The sequence below is a fragment of the Phycicoccus sp. genome, from assembly GCF_035325325.1.
Taxonomy (GTDB): Bacteria; Actinomycetota; Actinomycetes; order Actinomycetales; family Dermatophilaceae; genus Phycicoccus.
Genome location: NZ_DAOLAC010000038.1, coordinates 1 through 14,590 on the forward strand (window position 1 = coordinate 1; position 14,590 = coordinate 14,590).

Genomic DNA, 14,590 nt, shown 5'->3' on the forward strand with positions numbered 1-14,590 from the left:
CCCACTGGCAAGGTTCTGGGCAAAGCCGAAATCAGTGGCCACCTTCCTGACCGCATCGCGCCCCGCTGCCTCCGAGACGCGGACCGTGGCGGTGTTCAGCGACCGTGCCAGCGCCTCGACCAGCGGAACCGGACCCGCGAAGGTCTTTTCGTAATTCTTGGGCGACCAGGGGGCAGAGCCGGGGGGGGCCCCACGCCCCGAAAACCCCCCCCGCCGGCAGCGCGAGGGTGAAGCTGCCCAGCCAGGCCTGGGTGACCCCGCCGAGGCCGACGGCCCGCAGGATCTGGTTGACGGCGCCGTCCTCGGTGTAGAGCCAGCGCCAGGTGATGCCGACGGCGACCATCGGGACGATCTGCGGGACGAAGAAGAGCACCCGGAACGCGGTCATCCCCCGGCGACGGCGCCGGCCGAGGAGCGCGGCCATGAGCAGCCCGACCGCGATCGGGACCCCGGAGAAGAAGACGACGAGGACGAGCGCGTGGACCACCGCGCCGCGCAGGGCGGGGTTCTGGGCGACCGACAGGTAGTTCTGGAGGCCGTTCCAGGTCCCGACGGTCACGCCGTCCCACTGGTAGAACGAGAGCCACACCGTGTGCAGCCCGGGCGCGATGACGAAGGTCAGGTAGAGCAGCGCGGCGGGGGCGACGTACAGGAGCCCGCCCCACGACCGGCGGCGCCGGCGACGGGTGGGGGCCGTCGCGCCGGCGCCCACCCGTGAGGGGGCGCCGGCGTCGAGGGCCGTGGCCGGCTCAGCTGCCATGGTAGGAGTCCCACACCTCCTGGAGGGACTGGAGGAAGGCCTTGGAGTCCATCCGGCCGGCCGCCACCTGCTGCAGGCCCGAGGTCAGCTTGTCGAGCATCGCCGGGGCCGCGAAGTCCGGGAAGGGCATGAGGCCGTCGTCGGAGACGATCTTCTGGTTCGCGGTGGCGAGGTCGGCCTGCACGCCGGTGGCCGCGGGTGCCGCCTCGGCGTTGGGCGGCAGGAACCCGCCCTTGCTCTCGATGACCGCCGCCTCCGGGCTGCGCAGGAAGTCGAGGAACGCCGCGGCCGCGGCCTGGTGCTTGCCCTTCGAGGAGAGCATGTACGAGACGCTGAAGCCGTTGCCCACCGCCTTGGCGTCCTTGGTCTTCGGGGGGAAGACCGAGAAGCCGACGTTGTCGCCCATCGCCTCGCCGAGCTGGGCCGCGGCCCAGTTGCCGTTGACGTGGAAGACCGAGCCGCCCTTGGAGAAGGCGGTGGCCGAGTCGTTCTCGCTCGTGCCGTTGGCCGAGCTCGGGAACCAGCCCTGCTTGGCCCAGGACGCGAACGTGTCGGTCGCGGCGACGGCGTCGTCGGTGACGATGCTGCTGCCGGCCTTGCCGTTGATCCAGTTCCGCTGCGCGGTGGGGTCGGTCATCGAGTCCATGAGGCTCCCCCAGACGTGCAGGGCGCCGGTGTCGAGGCCGCCGACCGCCATGCCGGTGAGCCCGGCCTGCTTGGCCTTCGCGAGGTCGGCCTCGAGCTCGTCGACGGTGGCGGGCGGGGCGCTGATCCCGGCCTTGGCCATGAGGTCCTTGTTGTAGTAGAGACCGACGAGCGAGAGACCGGCCGGCACCGCGACGAGGCTGCCCGTGCCGAGCACCTTGCCGGTCTTGTCGACCCGCAGCTCGTCGAGCGCGGACTTCGGGAACACGGTGTCCCAGTCGTAGGCCTTCTCGTACCCGGACAGGTCGACGATGAGGCCCGCGGCCGAGAGGTCCTTGAGCGCCGCGTTGTACTGCGCGATGTCGGGGGCGGTGTCCGAGGACATCGAGAGCTTGAGCGACTTCACGTAGTCGTTGAACTGCGTGTACTGCGTCTCGATGGTGACCTGCGGGTACTTCGCGTGGAACGCGTCGACGAGGGCCTTGGTCATGTCCGGGCTGTCGGTGAACGCCAGCTTGAGCGTGACCTTGTCCGGGGGCACCGCCGTCGACACCGCTCCCGAGCTCGCGGCGGTGTCCGAGCCACCGCCGCTCGAGCCGGGCGCGCAGCCCGCTGCGACGAGAGCCACCGCCACCGCCGCTCCGAAGAGTGCCCGGCGCCCGTGTGGCCTCAGCGTGTGTCCCATCTCCAGGTCCTTCCCGTCCGGCATGGCGCGACCCCGTTGTCCGGCATGGCGTTTCCTCGACCCAAGCAGCCGGAACGCACCGTGTCAATGGCTCGTCCGTAAAAAGGTGGAGAGTGTTGCATATTCGAGATGTGCCGAGGAGCCTTGATTTGGTGGACTCTCGGACATATTCACGCTGATCAGCCCCGAGGTCGTCCGCAGGCGAGCGCCGCTGTGAGACACTGCCGCCGTGACCGCCCCCCAGCCGCCGCGCCGCACGCGGTCCGCGGCCGGTGGCCTGCTCTCCTCCTCCGACGTCGGGACGGCCAACCGCGCTCGCGTGCTGCAGTCGCTCCTCGAGAGCGGCCCGGCGTCCCGAGCCGAGCTCGCCCGGCGGGTCAACGTGCAGCGGGCCACCCTGAGCACGATCGTCACCGGACTGCTCCAGGCCGGCGTGCTGGTCGAGGAGGACGCGCGTCCTCACGCGGGAGGGGCCGGCAAGCCGGCGCGCCCGCTGTCCTTCGCTCCCGAGGCGCTGCTGTCCGGCGCGGTGGCCGTGAGCCGCGGGGCGGTCGAGACCGCCGTCGTCGACGCCCGCGGCGTGCTCCTGGCCAGGCACCGGGACCACCTGCCGACGACGTGCGGCCGGGCCGAGCTCGAGCGCCGCGTCCTGGAGGCCGCGGAGGGCGTGTTCGCCGCGTACCGGGGGCGGCTGCGTGGCATCGGCCTCACCGTGCCGGCCCTGTGCGACCCGGAGGCCGGGGTCGTCCTGTCGTGCACCGCGGTTCCCGGCCTCGAGGGCACCGCCCTGCCCCGCGCCCTCGCCACCCGGTTCGACGCACCGGTCCGCCTCGAGCAGGACGTCCGGGCGTTCGCCATCGGCGAGAAGTGGTTCGGGCAGGGCCGCGGCCGCACCGACTTCGCGGCCCTCCAGGTCGACGTCGGCGTCGGGGCCGGGGTGATGCTCCCCGGGCACCTGCTCGAGGGCGTCCGCGGGTACACGACCCAGCTCGGACACACCTGCATCGACCCCGACGGCGCCCGCTGCTCGTGCGGCCTGCGGGGCTGCTGGGAGACGGTCGCCTCGACCCGGTGGCTGCGGGCCGAGGCCGCCCGGCGCGGGGTGGTCGGGGGCAGAGGCACCTCGCCGCGGCGCCTCGGCGCACGAGCGGCCGCCGGCGACGCGGGTGCCCGCGCGCTGCTCGCCGACTACGCCGACAACCTCGCCATCGGGATGGCCAACCTCGTCCAGCTCCTCTCGGTGCGGTTCTTCATCGTCCACGGCGACGTCGTGCACGCCGGCGAGGACTTCCGCCGCCTGCTCCACGAGCGGGTCGTCGCGCGCAGCATGCCGGCGCTCGCCGACGGGATCGAGGTGCTCTTCTCCGAGCTCGACCAGGACGCCGGGCTGCTCGGTGCGGCCGCGACCGTCCTCTCGCACCACCTCGGCGACACTCCCGCACCGGCCCACGACCACCTATGACGCCCGGCACACGGTGTCGTCGGGGACGCCCGCCCGGGAGAGAATCGACCTGTGGCGCCGTCCCCGGCTGCCTCGAGGCGTAGCCGGCACCGAAGCGTCCGACGGCACCTCGACCCGGTTGAAGGTCACGCCATGGAAGAGGTCATGTGGCTCGTCCTCGGCGCAACGGTGGTCATCGCGTCGCTTCGAGCCGAGAGGAGCGCCACCGCACGGACTGTCGCGCGGGTCGCGCTCGGAGTGCTGTTCCTCGTCTTCGGGGCGCTGGTCAACGTCGTCTACCTGATCACCGACCGGCACTCGTTCGACGCCTTCGGGGAGATGTCGCAGTTCGCCTTCGTGCGTGACACGTGGGAGTCACTGGTGGTCCCCGACACCGGTCTGTTCATCGGCCTGCTCGTCGCCGGGGAGGCCACCATGGGGATCCTGGTCCTGTCCGGCGGGCGGGCCCTGCGGGCTGGGCTGGTCCTGCTGCTGGCCTTCCACGTCGGTCTGCTGTCCTTCGGCTGGTGGCTGTGGCTCTATGCCGTCCCGTCACTGGCGGCGCTCGCCCTGCTGCTCCGGGCGCAACGGCACCCCGTGGCCGACCACCCCGCGACGCCCGGGCCGGGGAGGTCGGCGAGGATGAGCGGGACCCCGGCGTGATCCGACCCCTGGAGGTCGTCCGGCACAGCACCCTCACCGGATGCCGAAGGGCCCCTGGAGCGCGTCTCCGCGGTCCAAGGGCCCTTCGTGTCCCGCTCCCCCGGTTGGACTCGAACCAACAACCTGCCGGTTAACAGCCGGCTGCTCTGCCAGTTGAGCTACAGGGGAAGGGCCACTGCGGGATCGCCGCAGCAGCGCGCGCAACGATAGCAACATCCGACCCGTCGGCCGAAATCGGGGTGGTCAGTCGAGACCGACCTGCTCGCGCACCCTCGCGAGCCCGGCCCGGAGCTGCTCGGCGACGTCCGGGTCGTCGGCCCGGACCCCCCGCCCGAGCACCGCCTGGGTGAGCAGCGCGTGGGTCGCGAGGTCGCGGCGGACGACGACCTTGGCGGTGCGGCGCTGCCCGAGGTCGAGGGACTCGGCGAGCACGACCGAGGCCTGCACCCGCTCGCGGAGGGTCTCGGGGAGCATCCCGGGCTCGGTGAGGCGCAGTCGGAGCGGCGGCTCGGAGTCGACCCAGGTGAGGCGCAGCACGCCCTCGTCGCTCCACGTGCCGGCGTCGACGAGGTGCCAGGGCCGGGAGAGGGCGAGCACCGGTGCGCCGTCCGGGCCCGGGGAGACGAGGTGCACCCGCTGCCGCCCGGCCACGAGCGTGGCCCCGTGGTCGTCGGTCGCCCACGCGAGCAGCTTCTCGCCACCCGCCGGGGCGACGACGCGGGCGACCTCGGCGGGCACGGCCGGGCGGCGCAGCCCGGTCCAGGTGAGCCTCACGACGTCGCCCCCGAGCGCAGCCGCACGCGCTCGAGCTCGAGGGCCTGCAGGCCGGTGCGGTGCTCGTGCACGGCGTCGCGGGAGGAGGACGGGTCGTTCTCGAGACGCCGCAGCGAGGCCATCGCGTCGGCGATGCGGCGACCGAGGTGGGCGTCGCGGACGCCGACGACGAGGCTGTCGAGGTAGCGCCGCGGCGGCAGCCCGGTCGAGGGTTCGTAGCGCACCGGCAACGGCGCGACGGAGAGCTCGGCGACGAGCGGCTTGACCGACACGGGAGCCGCCTCCCCGACCGCGGCCACCCAGGCCGCGGTGGAGCCGGCCCGGTGCCCGCCCGCCGCCGCGATGCGGACGCCGTCGTAGACCGCCCGGTGCGCCGGCGCCGTCAGGGCGTCCTGGGGCACCGTCTCGAGGACGGCGTCCGGGAACTGGGCCGGGTACTGGATGACCGCCTGGAGCAGCTGGCGCTCGACGGCCACGACGGGGTCGCGCAGGTCGGGCGCAGGCAGCGCGGGCCCCTCCCCCGGGGTGGGCTCGGGCACGTCGTCGGAACCGGCCGGGCGGTGGTCGCGCTCCTCGGGGGCGGCGAGCTTCGGGGCCCGGCGCACGGCGTCGGCGACCTGCTCGACCTCGACGCCCAGCCAGCCCGACACGGTGCGGGTGTACTCGGGGCGCAGGCTCGTGTCGCGGATGGAGGCGATGATCGGGGCGACGGCCTTCATCGCCTGGACCCGGCCCTCGGCCGTCTCGAGGTCGAAGCGGGCGATCGTCGTGCGCACCGCGAACTCGAACATCGGCACGGCGTCGTCGACGAGCGCCCGCACGGCGGCGTCGCCCCGGGCCAGCCGCAGCTCGCAGGGGTCCATCCCCTCGGGGGCGACGGCGACGAACGACTGCGACGCCCAACGCTGGTCCTCGCCGAAGGCCCGCATCGCGGCCTTCTGACCGGCGGCGTCACCGTCGAAGGTGAAGACGACCCGGGCCGGTGCCTGGTCGGCCTCGTCGCGCATGATCCGCCGCAGGATCTTGATGTGGTCGACGCCGAAGGAGGTGCCACAGGTGGCCACCGCGCCCTCGATGCCCGCCAGGTGGGCGGCCATGACGTCGGTGTAGCCCTCGACGACGACCGCGCGGCGGTCGGTGGCGATCGCCTTCTTCGCGAGGTCGAGGCCGTAGAGGACCTGGGCCTTCTTGTAGATCGGCGTCTCCGAGGTGTTGAGGTACTTGGCCGCGATGCGGTCGTCCTCGAAGAGGCGACGGGCGCCGAAGCCGACGGTGTCGCCGGTGGTGTCCCGGATGGGCCAGACGAGCCGGCCGCGGAAGCGGTCGTAGAGACCGCGACTGCCACGACCGGAGAGCCCGGCGGTCGCGACCTCGTCGTCGGTGAACCCCTTCTGCAGCAGGTGGCGGGTCAGGGCGTCGCCGTCCATCGGGGCGAAGCCGACGCCGAAGCGCTCGACCGCGGCGGAGTCGAAGCCGCGCTCGCGGAGGAAGTCGCGGCCGGTGCGCGCGTCGCCGCGGGTGCGGTCGAGGAGCATGCCGGTGTAGTACTCCTCGGCCACCCGGTGCGCCTCGACGAGCCGCGACCGCTTGCCGAGGGACACCCCGCCCTCGCGGGGGCCGCCGCCCTCCTCGTAGCGCAGCTCCATGCCGACCTTGGCCGCGAGCCGCTCGACGGCCTCGGTGAAGGTGAGGTGCTCGACCTTCTGGACGAAGCTGATGACGTCCCCGCCCTCGCCGCAGCCGAAGCAGTGGTAGCTGCCGACGGCGGGCCGGACGGTGAAGCTCGGGGTCTTCTCGTCGTGGAAGGGGCACAGGCCCTTGAGGCTGCCCACCCCGGCCGGGCGCAGGGTGACGTGGTCACGCACGACGTCCTCGATGGACGACCGCTCCTTGACCGAGGTGATGTCCTCGGCCCTGATCCGACCCGGCACGCGTCCCAACCCTTCTCGACTCGCCCGTGAGTCTAGGTCGTGCGGCCGTCAGCCCGTCGGGCGGCGGCACCAGGCCCGGTGCAGGGCGAGGGCGCGGACGTCGGTCAGCGAGGCCACCTGGTCGACGACGACCCGCAGCGCCGCGGCGTCGTCGGCAGCCGCCGCGTGGTCCGTCCGCAGGTCGGGGTCGAGGCGCCCCGGGTCGGCCTGGTACGCCGCGACGAGCTCGGCCACGACCTCGCGCTGCTCCTCGTACAGGGCGACCCGCTCGGCGGCGAGCATCACGTAGTGCGCGGCCACCGCCTTGAGGACGGTGCACTCCGCGCGGGCCTCGGCGGGGACGACGAGGGACGCCTCGTGCCGCGCGAGGGGCCCGTCGCCGTACGCGGACCGGGTGGCGGTCTCGACGGCGACAGCGAAGCGTCCGATGAGGCGCGAGGTCATGTCCTTGAGGGCGGCGAGCGCGCGCCGGGACCCGTCGTGCACCCGGGGGACGGCCCCCGAGGCGAGCACCCGCTCGAGCGCGGTTCCCAGCTCGTCGGCCCCGAGGCCCGGCTCGTAGACGCGGGTGGCCGGCGTCGCGCAGCCGACGAGGGTCGAGCCAGCCGGAGGCGATGGCGTCCTCGACGTCGTGCACGGAGTAGGCGACGTCGTCGGCCCAGTCCATCACCTCGGCCTCGAAGGCGCGGTGGCCCTCGGGGGCGCCCTCGCGGAGCCAGTCGAAGACCGGCAGGTCGTCCTCGTAGACCCCGAACTTCGTCGTCGGGTGTGGCGCCGCGCCCCGGCGCCACGGGTACTTCGTCGCGGCGTCGAGGCTGGCCCGGGTGAGGTTGAGGCCGGCCGGGCGGCCGTCGGCGTGCGTGCGCTTGGCCTCGAGCCGGGTGAGCAGCCGGAGGGTCTGGGCGTTGCCCTCGAAGCCACCGATGCCGGACGCGACGGCGTCGAGGGCCGACTCGCCGTTGTGGCCGAAGGGCGGGTGGCCGAGGTCGTGCGCCAGGCACGCGGTGTCGACGACGTCGGCGCTGCACCCCAGTGCGGCCCCGAGCTCGCGACCGATCTGCGCGACCTCGAGGGAGTGGGTCAGCCGGTTGCGGACGAAGTCGTCGGACGAAGGTGCGACGACCTGGGTCTTGGCCGACAACCGGCGCAGCGCCGACGAGTGCAGCACGCGGGCCCGGTCTCGCGCGAAGTCGTCACGGTCGGAACGCTTCTGGGCGGGGTCCTCCGCGACCCAGCGCTCGCGGTCCCGCGCGGTGTACGTCACGCGGTGGAGCCTACGACCCGCGCGCCGCCTCGGCCGCGGCGGCGGCCCGGGCCACCCACGACGGCTGCGTGCCGTAGCGCTGGAACTTGACCATCCGTCCGGCGGCGGAGTCCTCGACGAGCTGGGCGAGCCGGGAGTCACGGGTCGCTTGCTGCTTGGCGCCGGCGACCCAGTGGCACACGATCTTCCGGTAGCCCGGCGTCGCGGCGTCCCAGAACGCCGCCGCCGCCGGGTCGGCCCGCAGCAGCGCCTCGTGCTCGGCGGTGAGCCCGACGGCGTCGCGTTCGAAGGAGTAGGTCCCGGTGCGGTCCTCGCGCCGCTCGGCGAAGGCGGCGAGCCCGCTCGGCTGCATCCGGCCCGCCGCCGTCAGCTCCTCGACGGCGCGGACGTTCACCGCGCTCCACGTGCTCCCCCTGCGTCGAGGGGTCCATCGCTGACGGCGCGCGTCGTCGTCGATGCGCTCGGACCGGCTGTCGATCCAGCCCCAGCACAGTGCCTCGCGCACGGCCTCGGCCCACTGCAGGCCACCCTTCCCGGACGCCTTCTTCCAGAACCCCATCCACAGCTCGGGTGCGGTGTCGTGGTGCGCGGCGAGCCAACGGCCGAACTCGTCGGCGTCCGCGAAGAACAGCGCGGGCTTCTCGCGCGTGCCGCCGGGAGTGCCGATCGTCTCGTTCACCCGGGTCATCCTGCCGGCTCCCACCGACGACCGTCGGCGAGCGCGTCGACGACCGTCCGGAAGAGGCCCGGGAACCGTTCCGCGGCTGGTACGACGAGCCGCCGGCTGCGGTCGTGGTTCGCGGCGGCGAGGACGCCCGCGGTGAGCAGCCGGTAGCGGCGGGTCACCCGGTGCCAGTCGCGCTCGTAGCGCTCGGGCCGACCCGCGACCACGGCGGCGACCGCGGCCCGGGCCGTGGCCAGGCCGGTGCTCACGCCCTCGCCGGTCAGGGCGTCGACGTAGCCTCCGGCGTCGCCGACGAGGAGGACCGGCCCGGCGACGCGGGCCGTCGCGACCTGCCGCAGCGGGCCGGCACCGAGCACCTCGGAGGCCGCCGGGGCGCCGGCGAGCCGTTCGCGGAGGGCGGGGAAGGCGGCGAGCCGCTCCTCGAAGCCGCCGCCCGCCCCACCGAGCACCGCGACCCCGACACGGTCCGGCCCCACCGGCGTCACGTACGCCTCGGCACCCGCCGCCCAGTGCACCTCGACGAGGTCGCTCCAGGGGGCGAGCGCGTGGTGGCGGCGCAGCCCGTAGCGCGCCGTGCCGCGGGCCGGCCGGTCGAGCCCGAGCCGGTGGCGCAGCGGAGAGCGAAGCCCGTCGGCCGCGAGGAGCCAGCGTGCGGAGGTGCCACCCACCCGCACTCCCCCGGCCTCCACCTCGACGTCGGTGACGCGGACGCGGTGCCGTTCGACGCCGAGCGCGTCGGCCCGGGCGGCGAGCGCCCGCCACAGCTCGAGCCGCCGGACCCCGAGCCCGGCGGCGCCACCGAACCGGGCGACGGCCGAGCGGCCCGGCGCGAGGTAGGCGATGCCGGCGATCGGGTACCCCTCGGGCTCGACCCCGAGACGCTGCAGCGCCGCGACGGCCCCCGGCATCAGGCCCTCGCCGCACGCCTTGTCGACCGGACCGTCGCGGGCCTCGAGCACGGTGGCGGTGAGGCCGGCCAGCCTCGCCTCGACGGCCGCGGCCAGCCCGACCGGTCCGCCGCCGACGACGAGGACGTCGCAGTCGGGCGACCGGCCGCTCACGGGTGCGACCGGCCGGCCGAGACCGAGCGGAGCGCCCTCTCCTCGACCGGGATCCGCACACCGAGCAGGAGCACGGCGTTGGCCACGGTGAAGAGCAGCGCGGTGAGCCACGCCGCGTGCACCAGCGGGAGCGCGACGCCCTCGGCGGCCACCGCGACGTAGTTGGGGTGGCGCAGGAGGCGGTAGGGCCCGGACGTGACGAGCGGCGCGCCCGGGACGACGAGCACCCGGGTGGTCCACGCCGGCCCGAGGCTGCGGACGCACCACCACCGCAGGCCGTGCGCGGCGACGAGCAGCCCGAGCATCGGCCAGCCGAGCCACGGCAGGAGCGGGCGGTCGGCGAGGATCACCTCGGCGATACAGCCGACGAGCAGCGCGGCGTGGAGGACGACCATCACCGGGTAGTGGCCGGCGCCGTGCTCGGCGCCGCCACGCGCGCGCCCCCGCGCCAGGTTGCGCGAGGCCACCCGCAGCTCGACGAGCCGGGCCACGCCGACGAGGAGGACGAGCCCGACGTACGCGCCCTGCGAACCGCTCACCGGCTCACCACCGCAGGAGCACCTGCTCGAGGCAGAAGCCCGGACCCATCGCGAGCATGAGGCCGGCCTCGCCCGGCGCTCCCGGGTGCTCGGCCATCGTCCGCTCGAGCACGTGGAGCACGGAGGCCGAGGACAGGTTGCCCTGCTCGGCCAGGAGGTCCCAGGTGACGGCGAAGTCGGCCTCGGGGCGTTCGAGCGCCCGCTCCATGGCCCGCAGCACCTTGGGGCCCCCGGGGTGGGCGACGACCCGGGCGACGTCGGCGAGGGCCGTCCCGTGGTCGGCGAGGAAGGCGTCGACGTCGGCGCGCAGGTACTGCTCGACGACCGCCGGCACCTCGGCGGACAGGACGATCGAGAAGCCACCGGTGCCGATGTCCCAGCCCATGACCCGCTCGGTGTCGGGGTAGAGCCGGCTGCGGGTGGCCTCGACCCGCGGGCCGTCCAGCCCGAGCGCGCGGGCCCGCTCCGCCCCGACCATGACCACCGCGGCCGCGCCGTCGCCGAACAGCCCGCTCGCGACGAGCGCGGCCGGCGAGCTGTCGCCGCGCTGGAGGGTCAGCGAGCACAGCTCGACCGAGAGGAGGACGGCGACGTCGTCGGGGTGGCCGAGGAGGTAGTCGTGGACGCGCGCCACCCCCGCGGCGCCGGCGACGCAGCCCAGCCCGAACACCGGCACCCGCTTGACGTCCGGGCGCAGGCCCAGGAGGGGCACGAGCCGGGCGTCGAGGCTCGGGGCGGCGATCCCGGTGACCGACACGGACGTCACCTGGTCGACGTCGGCGGGTGCGAGGCCGGCGGCGTCGAGGGCGCCGCGCACCGCCCGCTCGGCGAGCCGCGTGCCGACGTCGATGAAGACGTCGTTGGCCTCGGTGAACCCGTTGAGTCCCGCGTAGGCGTCGAGCGGCAGGGCGAGGTGCCGGGTCGTCACGTGGGCCGAGGCGTGGACCCGCTCGAGGAGGGCCCGGCGCTGCGGGGCGTCGCGGAGCACGAGGTCGCCGAGCGCGGCGGTCACCTCGGCCTGGGTGACGCACTGCTCGGGCACGACCCCGTGCGCTGAGGCGATGACCGACACGCTCCCGAACCTACCCGCCGGCTGCCCCGAGTAGGTTCGGGCGGTGACCGCGGCCGACCGAGCGAACGCCCTCGCGCGCGCCAGCCACCCGGCGCCGACCGTCGCGGTGACCACCTTCGCGGTCCTCGTCGCGGCGCTGCCGGCCGGGCAGCCGCCGCGGACGGTGCTCCTCGTCGGGGTCGCCGTCCTCGCCGGCCAGCTCTCGATCGGCTGGTCGAACGACGCCCACGACGTCGCGGCGGACCGCGCCGCGGCCCGGCCGGACAAGCCGACGGTCACCGGTGCGGTGTCGGGTCGCACGCTGTGGGCCGCGTCCGCGGTCGCCGCGCTCGCCTGCGTCCCGGCGTCCCTGGCCCTCGGGACGGTCGCGGGGCTGCTGCACCTCCTCGGCGTCGCCTGCGGGTGGGCGTACAACCTCGGGCTCAAGCGCACGCCCGCGAGTCCGGCCCCCTACGCCCTGGCCTTCGCCCTCCTCGCGCTCGCCGTCTTCCACGCCGCGCCGGTGGCGGGCTGGCCCGGCGCCGACGTCGTCGTGGCTGCGGCCCTCCTCGGCACGGGCGCGCACTTCGCGAACGCGGCGGCCGACATCCCGGACGACCTCGCGGCCGGTGTCCGCGGTCTGCCCCAGCGGCTCGGGGCCCGGCGCTCCCTCCTCGTGACGGCAGGCCTCGTCGGCGTCGCCGCTGTCGTCCTCGCCGTGGGGCCCTCCCGTCCGGGGCCGGTCGGCACCGGCCTGCTCGTCGCCGGTGCGCTCGGCGCCGTCCTCGCCGGTCGGGTCCGCACCGCCCGGGCCTTCCCCGTCACCCTCGTCGCCGTCGGTCTCGTCGTCACCGGGCTCCTCGTCGGCGGCTGACCGAGCGACGACCCTCCCGCCGGTGGACGCGTCGGTCAGCCTGTCGGTGGACCCGGCGCCCGGCGAGCGCCCCTAGGGTCGAGGACATGGACCGGAAGTACCTCGCCTTCACCGCCCTCGCCATCACGCTGCTCTACGGCGCGAGCTTCGCCCTCTTCGACGGCGGTGCCCCCAAGGGCTACGCCGCGATCGGCGGGGTGGTCGTGGCGCTCGCCTGGGTGGCCGTCGGGGTGTTCGGCCGGGACGACCACCGGGCCTGACCGGGCGCTCGGGCGGGCTCAGCCGCCGGAGACCGACAGCTCGGCCTGGGCCACCTGGGCGCGCTGGGCGTCGTCGAGCTCGCGCGAGCGGAGCCAGTTCTCCGGGAGTGCGACGACCCGCGGCGAGCCCGCCCGGCCGCGCGGGCCCTCGGCCGGCTCGCCGGGCCAGGGGGCGTCGAGGTCCAGGGTCGCGACGAGGTCGTCCAGCGCCGCGAGGGAGTCGACGAGGGCCAGCTGGTTGCGCACGATCGAACCGGCCGGGAAGCCCTTGAGGTACCAGGCGATGTGCTTGCGGATGTCGCGGCAGCCGCGCAGCTCGTCGCCGTCGTAGAACTCGACGAGGTACTCCGCGTGCCGGCGCAGCACGGCGGCCACCTCGCGCAGCCCCGGCTCGACCCGGTAGCCGGAGCCGGCGAACGCGGCCGCGAGATCGGTGAACAGCCACGGCCGGCCGAGGCACCCGCGGCCGACGACGACGCCGTCGCAGCCGGTGCGCCGGACCATCTCCAGCGCGTCCTCGGCCGACCAGATGTCGCCGTTGCCGAGCACCGGGATGCTCGTGACGGCCTCCTTGAGCCGGGCGATCGCCTCCCAGTCCGCCTGGCCCGAGTACGCCTGCGCCGCAGTGCGTCCGTGCAGCGCGACGGCCGCGACACCCTCGGCCTCGGCGATCCGGCCGGCGTCGAGGTAGGTGACGTGCTCGGCGTCGATGCCCACCCGCATCTTGACGGTGACCGGCACGTCGTACGGCGCCGCCTCCCGGACCACCGCACGGACGATGCCGCGGAACAGGTCGGTCTTCCACGGCAGCGCCGAGCCGCCGCCCTTGCGGGTGACCTTCGGGACCGGGCAGCCGAAGTTGAGGTCGATGTGGTCGGCGCGGTCCTCGGTGACGAGCATCCGCGCGGCGAGGCCGGCCGTCGCCGGGTCGACGGAGTACAGCTGGACCGAGCGCGGGTGCTCCTGCGGGTCGTGCGAGATGAGCCGCATCGTCTCGGGGCTGCGTTCGACGAGGGCGCGCGAGGTGACCATCTCGGCCACGTAGAGGCTCGTCGCGCCGGACGCTCCACCGGCCTCCAGCCCGGCCGCCCCGTACTCGCGGCAGAGCCGGCGGAAGGCCCGGTTGGTGATGCCGGCCATCGGCGCGAGGACCACGGGCGACTCGACGACGTGGCGCCCGATGCGCAGCGGGGGCAGCACGGGTGCGGTGGCGGTGGTGGTCGCGGTGGCGGTCATGGCGCCGTCCATCATCGCCGAGGCAGGGCCGGAACCGTGAATCGACGAGCCCAGGTGACCAGCTCCCAGAGCGCCGCGACGGTCTCCGCCGGGTGGGTCAGCGGGAACACGTGGAGACCGCGCGGCACGGTGACCACGTCGACCCACGGTGCCGCGGTGGCGGCCCGCCGGAACCGGCGGACGTCGACGCGCAGCTGGTCGAGCTGGCCGTTGACGAGGAGAACCGGCGCCGTCACCCCGGCGAGCATCTCGGGCCGGCACTCCCCCATGACCGCCGCCCACGCCGCTGGGATGCCGTCGAACCCGTAGCCCGCCTCCTTGAGGATCGCCGCGAACGCCGGCGGCAGGAGGGCGTCGAGCTCGCGGTCGAGGGCCCGCGACATCCGGTCCGCGCCGAGCCGCTGCTCGACGCGGGCCAGCGTGCGGTAGACCGCGGCCCCGACCCCCGCCGGCACCGCCGAGGCCCCGAGCAGGGCCAGCCCGGCGAGCCGCTCCGGGTGCCGCTGCGCCCACGCCATCACGAGGTAGCCGCCGAGGCTGTGCCCGCCGAGCACGACCGGGACGTCGGGGTCGCCACCGCCCACGGCCGCGTCGACCGTGGCGAGCGCGCTCTCCCACGTGAAGGGCTCGTCACGGCGGGGGCCCTCGGTCGGCCGGTCCGGGGGGGGCCCACCTGCCCCCCGGCCGGCCAGGGCCGGGGGCCCGGGCCCCCACGCCCCCC

14 protein-coding genes, 1 tRNA gene and 1 pseudogene are annotated in these 14,590 nt (G+C 75.0%); 4 read left to right on the plus strand and 12 right to left on the minus strand.

Annotated elements, in window-relative coordinates; genetic code table 11:
• Window positions 1–31: 31 nt before the first annotated feature.
• Together PKA89_RS17200 and PKA89_RS17205 are read right to left on the minus strand one after the other, a co-directional pair.
• Window positions 32–760 carry a hypothetical protein gene (locus PKA89_RS17200; RefSeq protein WP_324421514.1) on the minus strand — a complete coding sequence of 243 codons (729 nt, stop codon included), beginning with the start codon at window positions 758–760 and terminating at the stop codon, window positions 32–34.
• Window positions 750–2,090, minus strand: coding sequence for an extracellular solute-binding protein (locus tag PKA89_RS17205; protein ID WP_324421516.1), 1,341 nt, complete (start codon window positions 2,088–2,090; stop codon window positions 750–752). The genes PKA89_RS17200 and PKA89_RS17205 overlap by 11 nt, the downstream gene beginning before the upstream one ends.
• A 229-nt stretch (window positions 2,091–2,319) precedes the next feature.
• Here PKA89_RS17205 and PKA89_RS17210 point away from each other — a divergent pair, with 229 nt between their 5' ends.
• A complete protein-coding gene (locus PKA89_RS17210) occupies window positions 2,320–3,552 on the plus strand; it encodes an ROK family transcriptional regulator (RefSeq protein WP_324421518.1) in 1,233 nt (410 codons plus the stop codon).
• Between the two features lie 132 nt (window positions 3,553–3,684).
• Complete coding sequence (locus tag PKA89_RS17215) at window positions 3,685–4,194, plus strand: hypothetical protein (RefSeq protein WP_324421520.1); 510 nt, start codon at window positions 3,685–3,687, stop codon at window positions 4,192–4,194.
• Between the two features lie 95 nt (window positions 4,195–4,289).
• On the opposite strand, the gene PKA89_RS17220 is transcribed toward PKA89_RS17215, so the two are convergent.
• From PKA89_RS17220 to PKA89_RS17255, 8 genes and pseudogenes are all read right to left on the minus strand, one after another.
• A tRNA-Asn gene (locus PKA89_RS17220) sits at window positions 4,290–4,362 on the minus strand.
• 75 nt (window positions 4,363–4,437) lie between these two features.
• Window positions 4,438–4,968, minus strand: coding sequence for a hypothetical protein (locus PKA89_RS17225; RefSeq protein ID WP_324421522.1), 531 nt, complete (start codon window positions 4,966–4,968; stop codon window positions 4,438–4,440).
• Window positions 4,965–6,899 (minus strand): DNA primase, encoded by a 1,935-nt coding sequence (gene dnaG / locus PKA89_RS17230; protein WP_324421524.1) that lies wholly within the window; start codon window positions 6,897–6,899, stop codon window positions 4,965–4,967. The genes PKA89_RS17225 and dnaG overlap by 4 nt, the downstream gene beginning before the upstream one ends.
• A gap of 48 nt (window positions 6,900–6,947) precedes the next feature.
• A pseudogene (locus PKA89_RS17235) lies at window positions 6,948–8,163 on the minus strand (deoxyguanosinetriphosphate triphosphohydrolase).
• Window positions 8,164–8,173: 10 nt separating this feature from the next.
• Window positions 8,174–8,851: a YdeI/OmpD-associated family protein gene (locus PKA89_RS17240; RefSeq protein WP_324421526.1), complete on the minus strand. Its 678-nt coding sequence runs from the start codon at window positions 8,849–8,851 to the stop codon at window positions 8,174–8,176.
• Window positions 8,848–9,909, minus strand: a complete 1,062-nt coding sequence (locus PKA89_RS17245; protein ID WP_324421528.1) for an FAD-dependent monooxygenase — start codon at window positions 9,907–9,909, stop codon at window positions 8,848–8,850. Before PKA89_RS17245 ends, PKA89_RS17240 begins: the two co-directional genes overlap by 4 nt.
• A complete protein-coding gene (locus tag PKA89_RS17250) occupies window positions 9,906–10,448 on the minus strand; it encodes an isoprenylcysteine carboxyl methyltransferase family protein (protein ID WP_324421530.1) in 543 nt (180 codons plus the stop codon). Before PKA89_RS17250 ends, PKA89_RS17245 begins: the two co-directional genes overlap by 4 nt.
• 4 nt (window positions 10,449–10,452) lie before the next feature.
• Complete coding sequence (locus PKA89_RS17255; protein WP_324421532.1) at window positions 10,453–11,520, minus strand: 3-oxoacyl-[acyl-carrier-protein] synthase III C-terminal domain-containing protein; 1,068 nt, start codon at window positions 11,518–11,520, stop codon at window positions 10,453–10,455.
• Window positions 11,521–11,563: 43 nt separating this feature from the next.
• Here PKA89_RS17255 and PKA89_RS17260 point away from each other — a divergent pair, with 43 nt between their 5' ends.
• Both PKA89_RS17260 and PKA89_RS17265 read left to right on the plus strand, forming a co-directional pair.
• Entirely contained in the window at window positions 11,564–12,373 is an 810-nt protein-coding gene (locus PKA89_RS17260; protein ID WP_324421534.1) for a UbiA family prenyltransferase, read from the plus strand.
• An 86-nt stretch (window positions 12,374–12,459) separates the two neighbouring features.
• Complete coding sequence (locus PKA89_RS17265; RefSeq protein ID WP_324421536.1) at window positions 12,460–12,633, plus strand: hypothetical protein; 174 nt, start codon at window positions 12,460–12,462, stop codon at window positions 12,631–12,633.
• An 18-nt stretch (window positions 12,634–12,651) separates the two neighbouring features.
• Here the strand turns inward: PKA89_RS17265 and dusB are convergent, their stop codons facing one another.
• Both dusB and PKA89_RS17275 read right to left on the minus strand, forming a co-directional pair.
• Window positions 12,652–13,869 carry a tRNA dihydrouridine synthase DusB gene (gene dusB / locus PKA89_RS17270; protein WP_324421538.1) on the minus strand — a complete coding sequence of 406 codons (1,218 nt, stop codon included), beginning with the start codon at window positions 13,867–13,869 and terminating at the stop codon, window positions 12,652–12,654.
• A gap of 11 nt (window positions 13,870–13,880) precedes the next feature.
• The coding region (locus PKA89_RS17275) for an alpha/beta fold hydrolase (RefSeq protein ID WP_324421540.1) at window positions 13,881–14,590 on the minus strand (710 nt) is incomplete at its 5' end.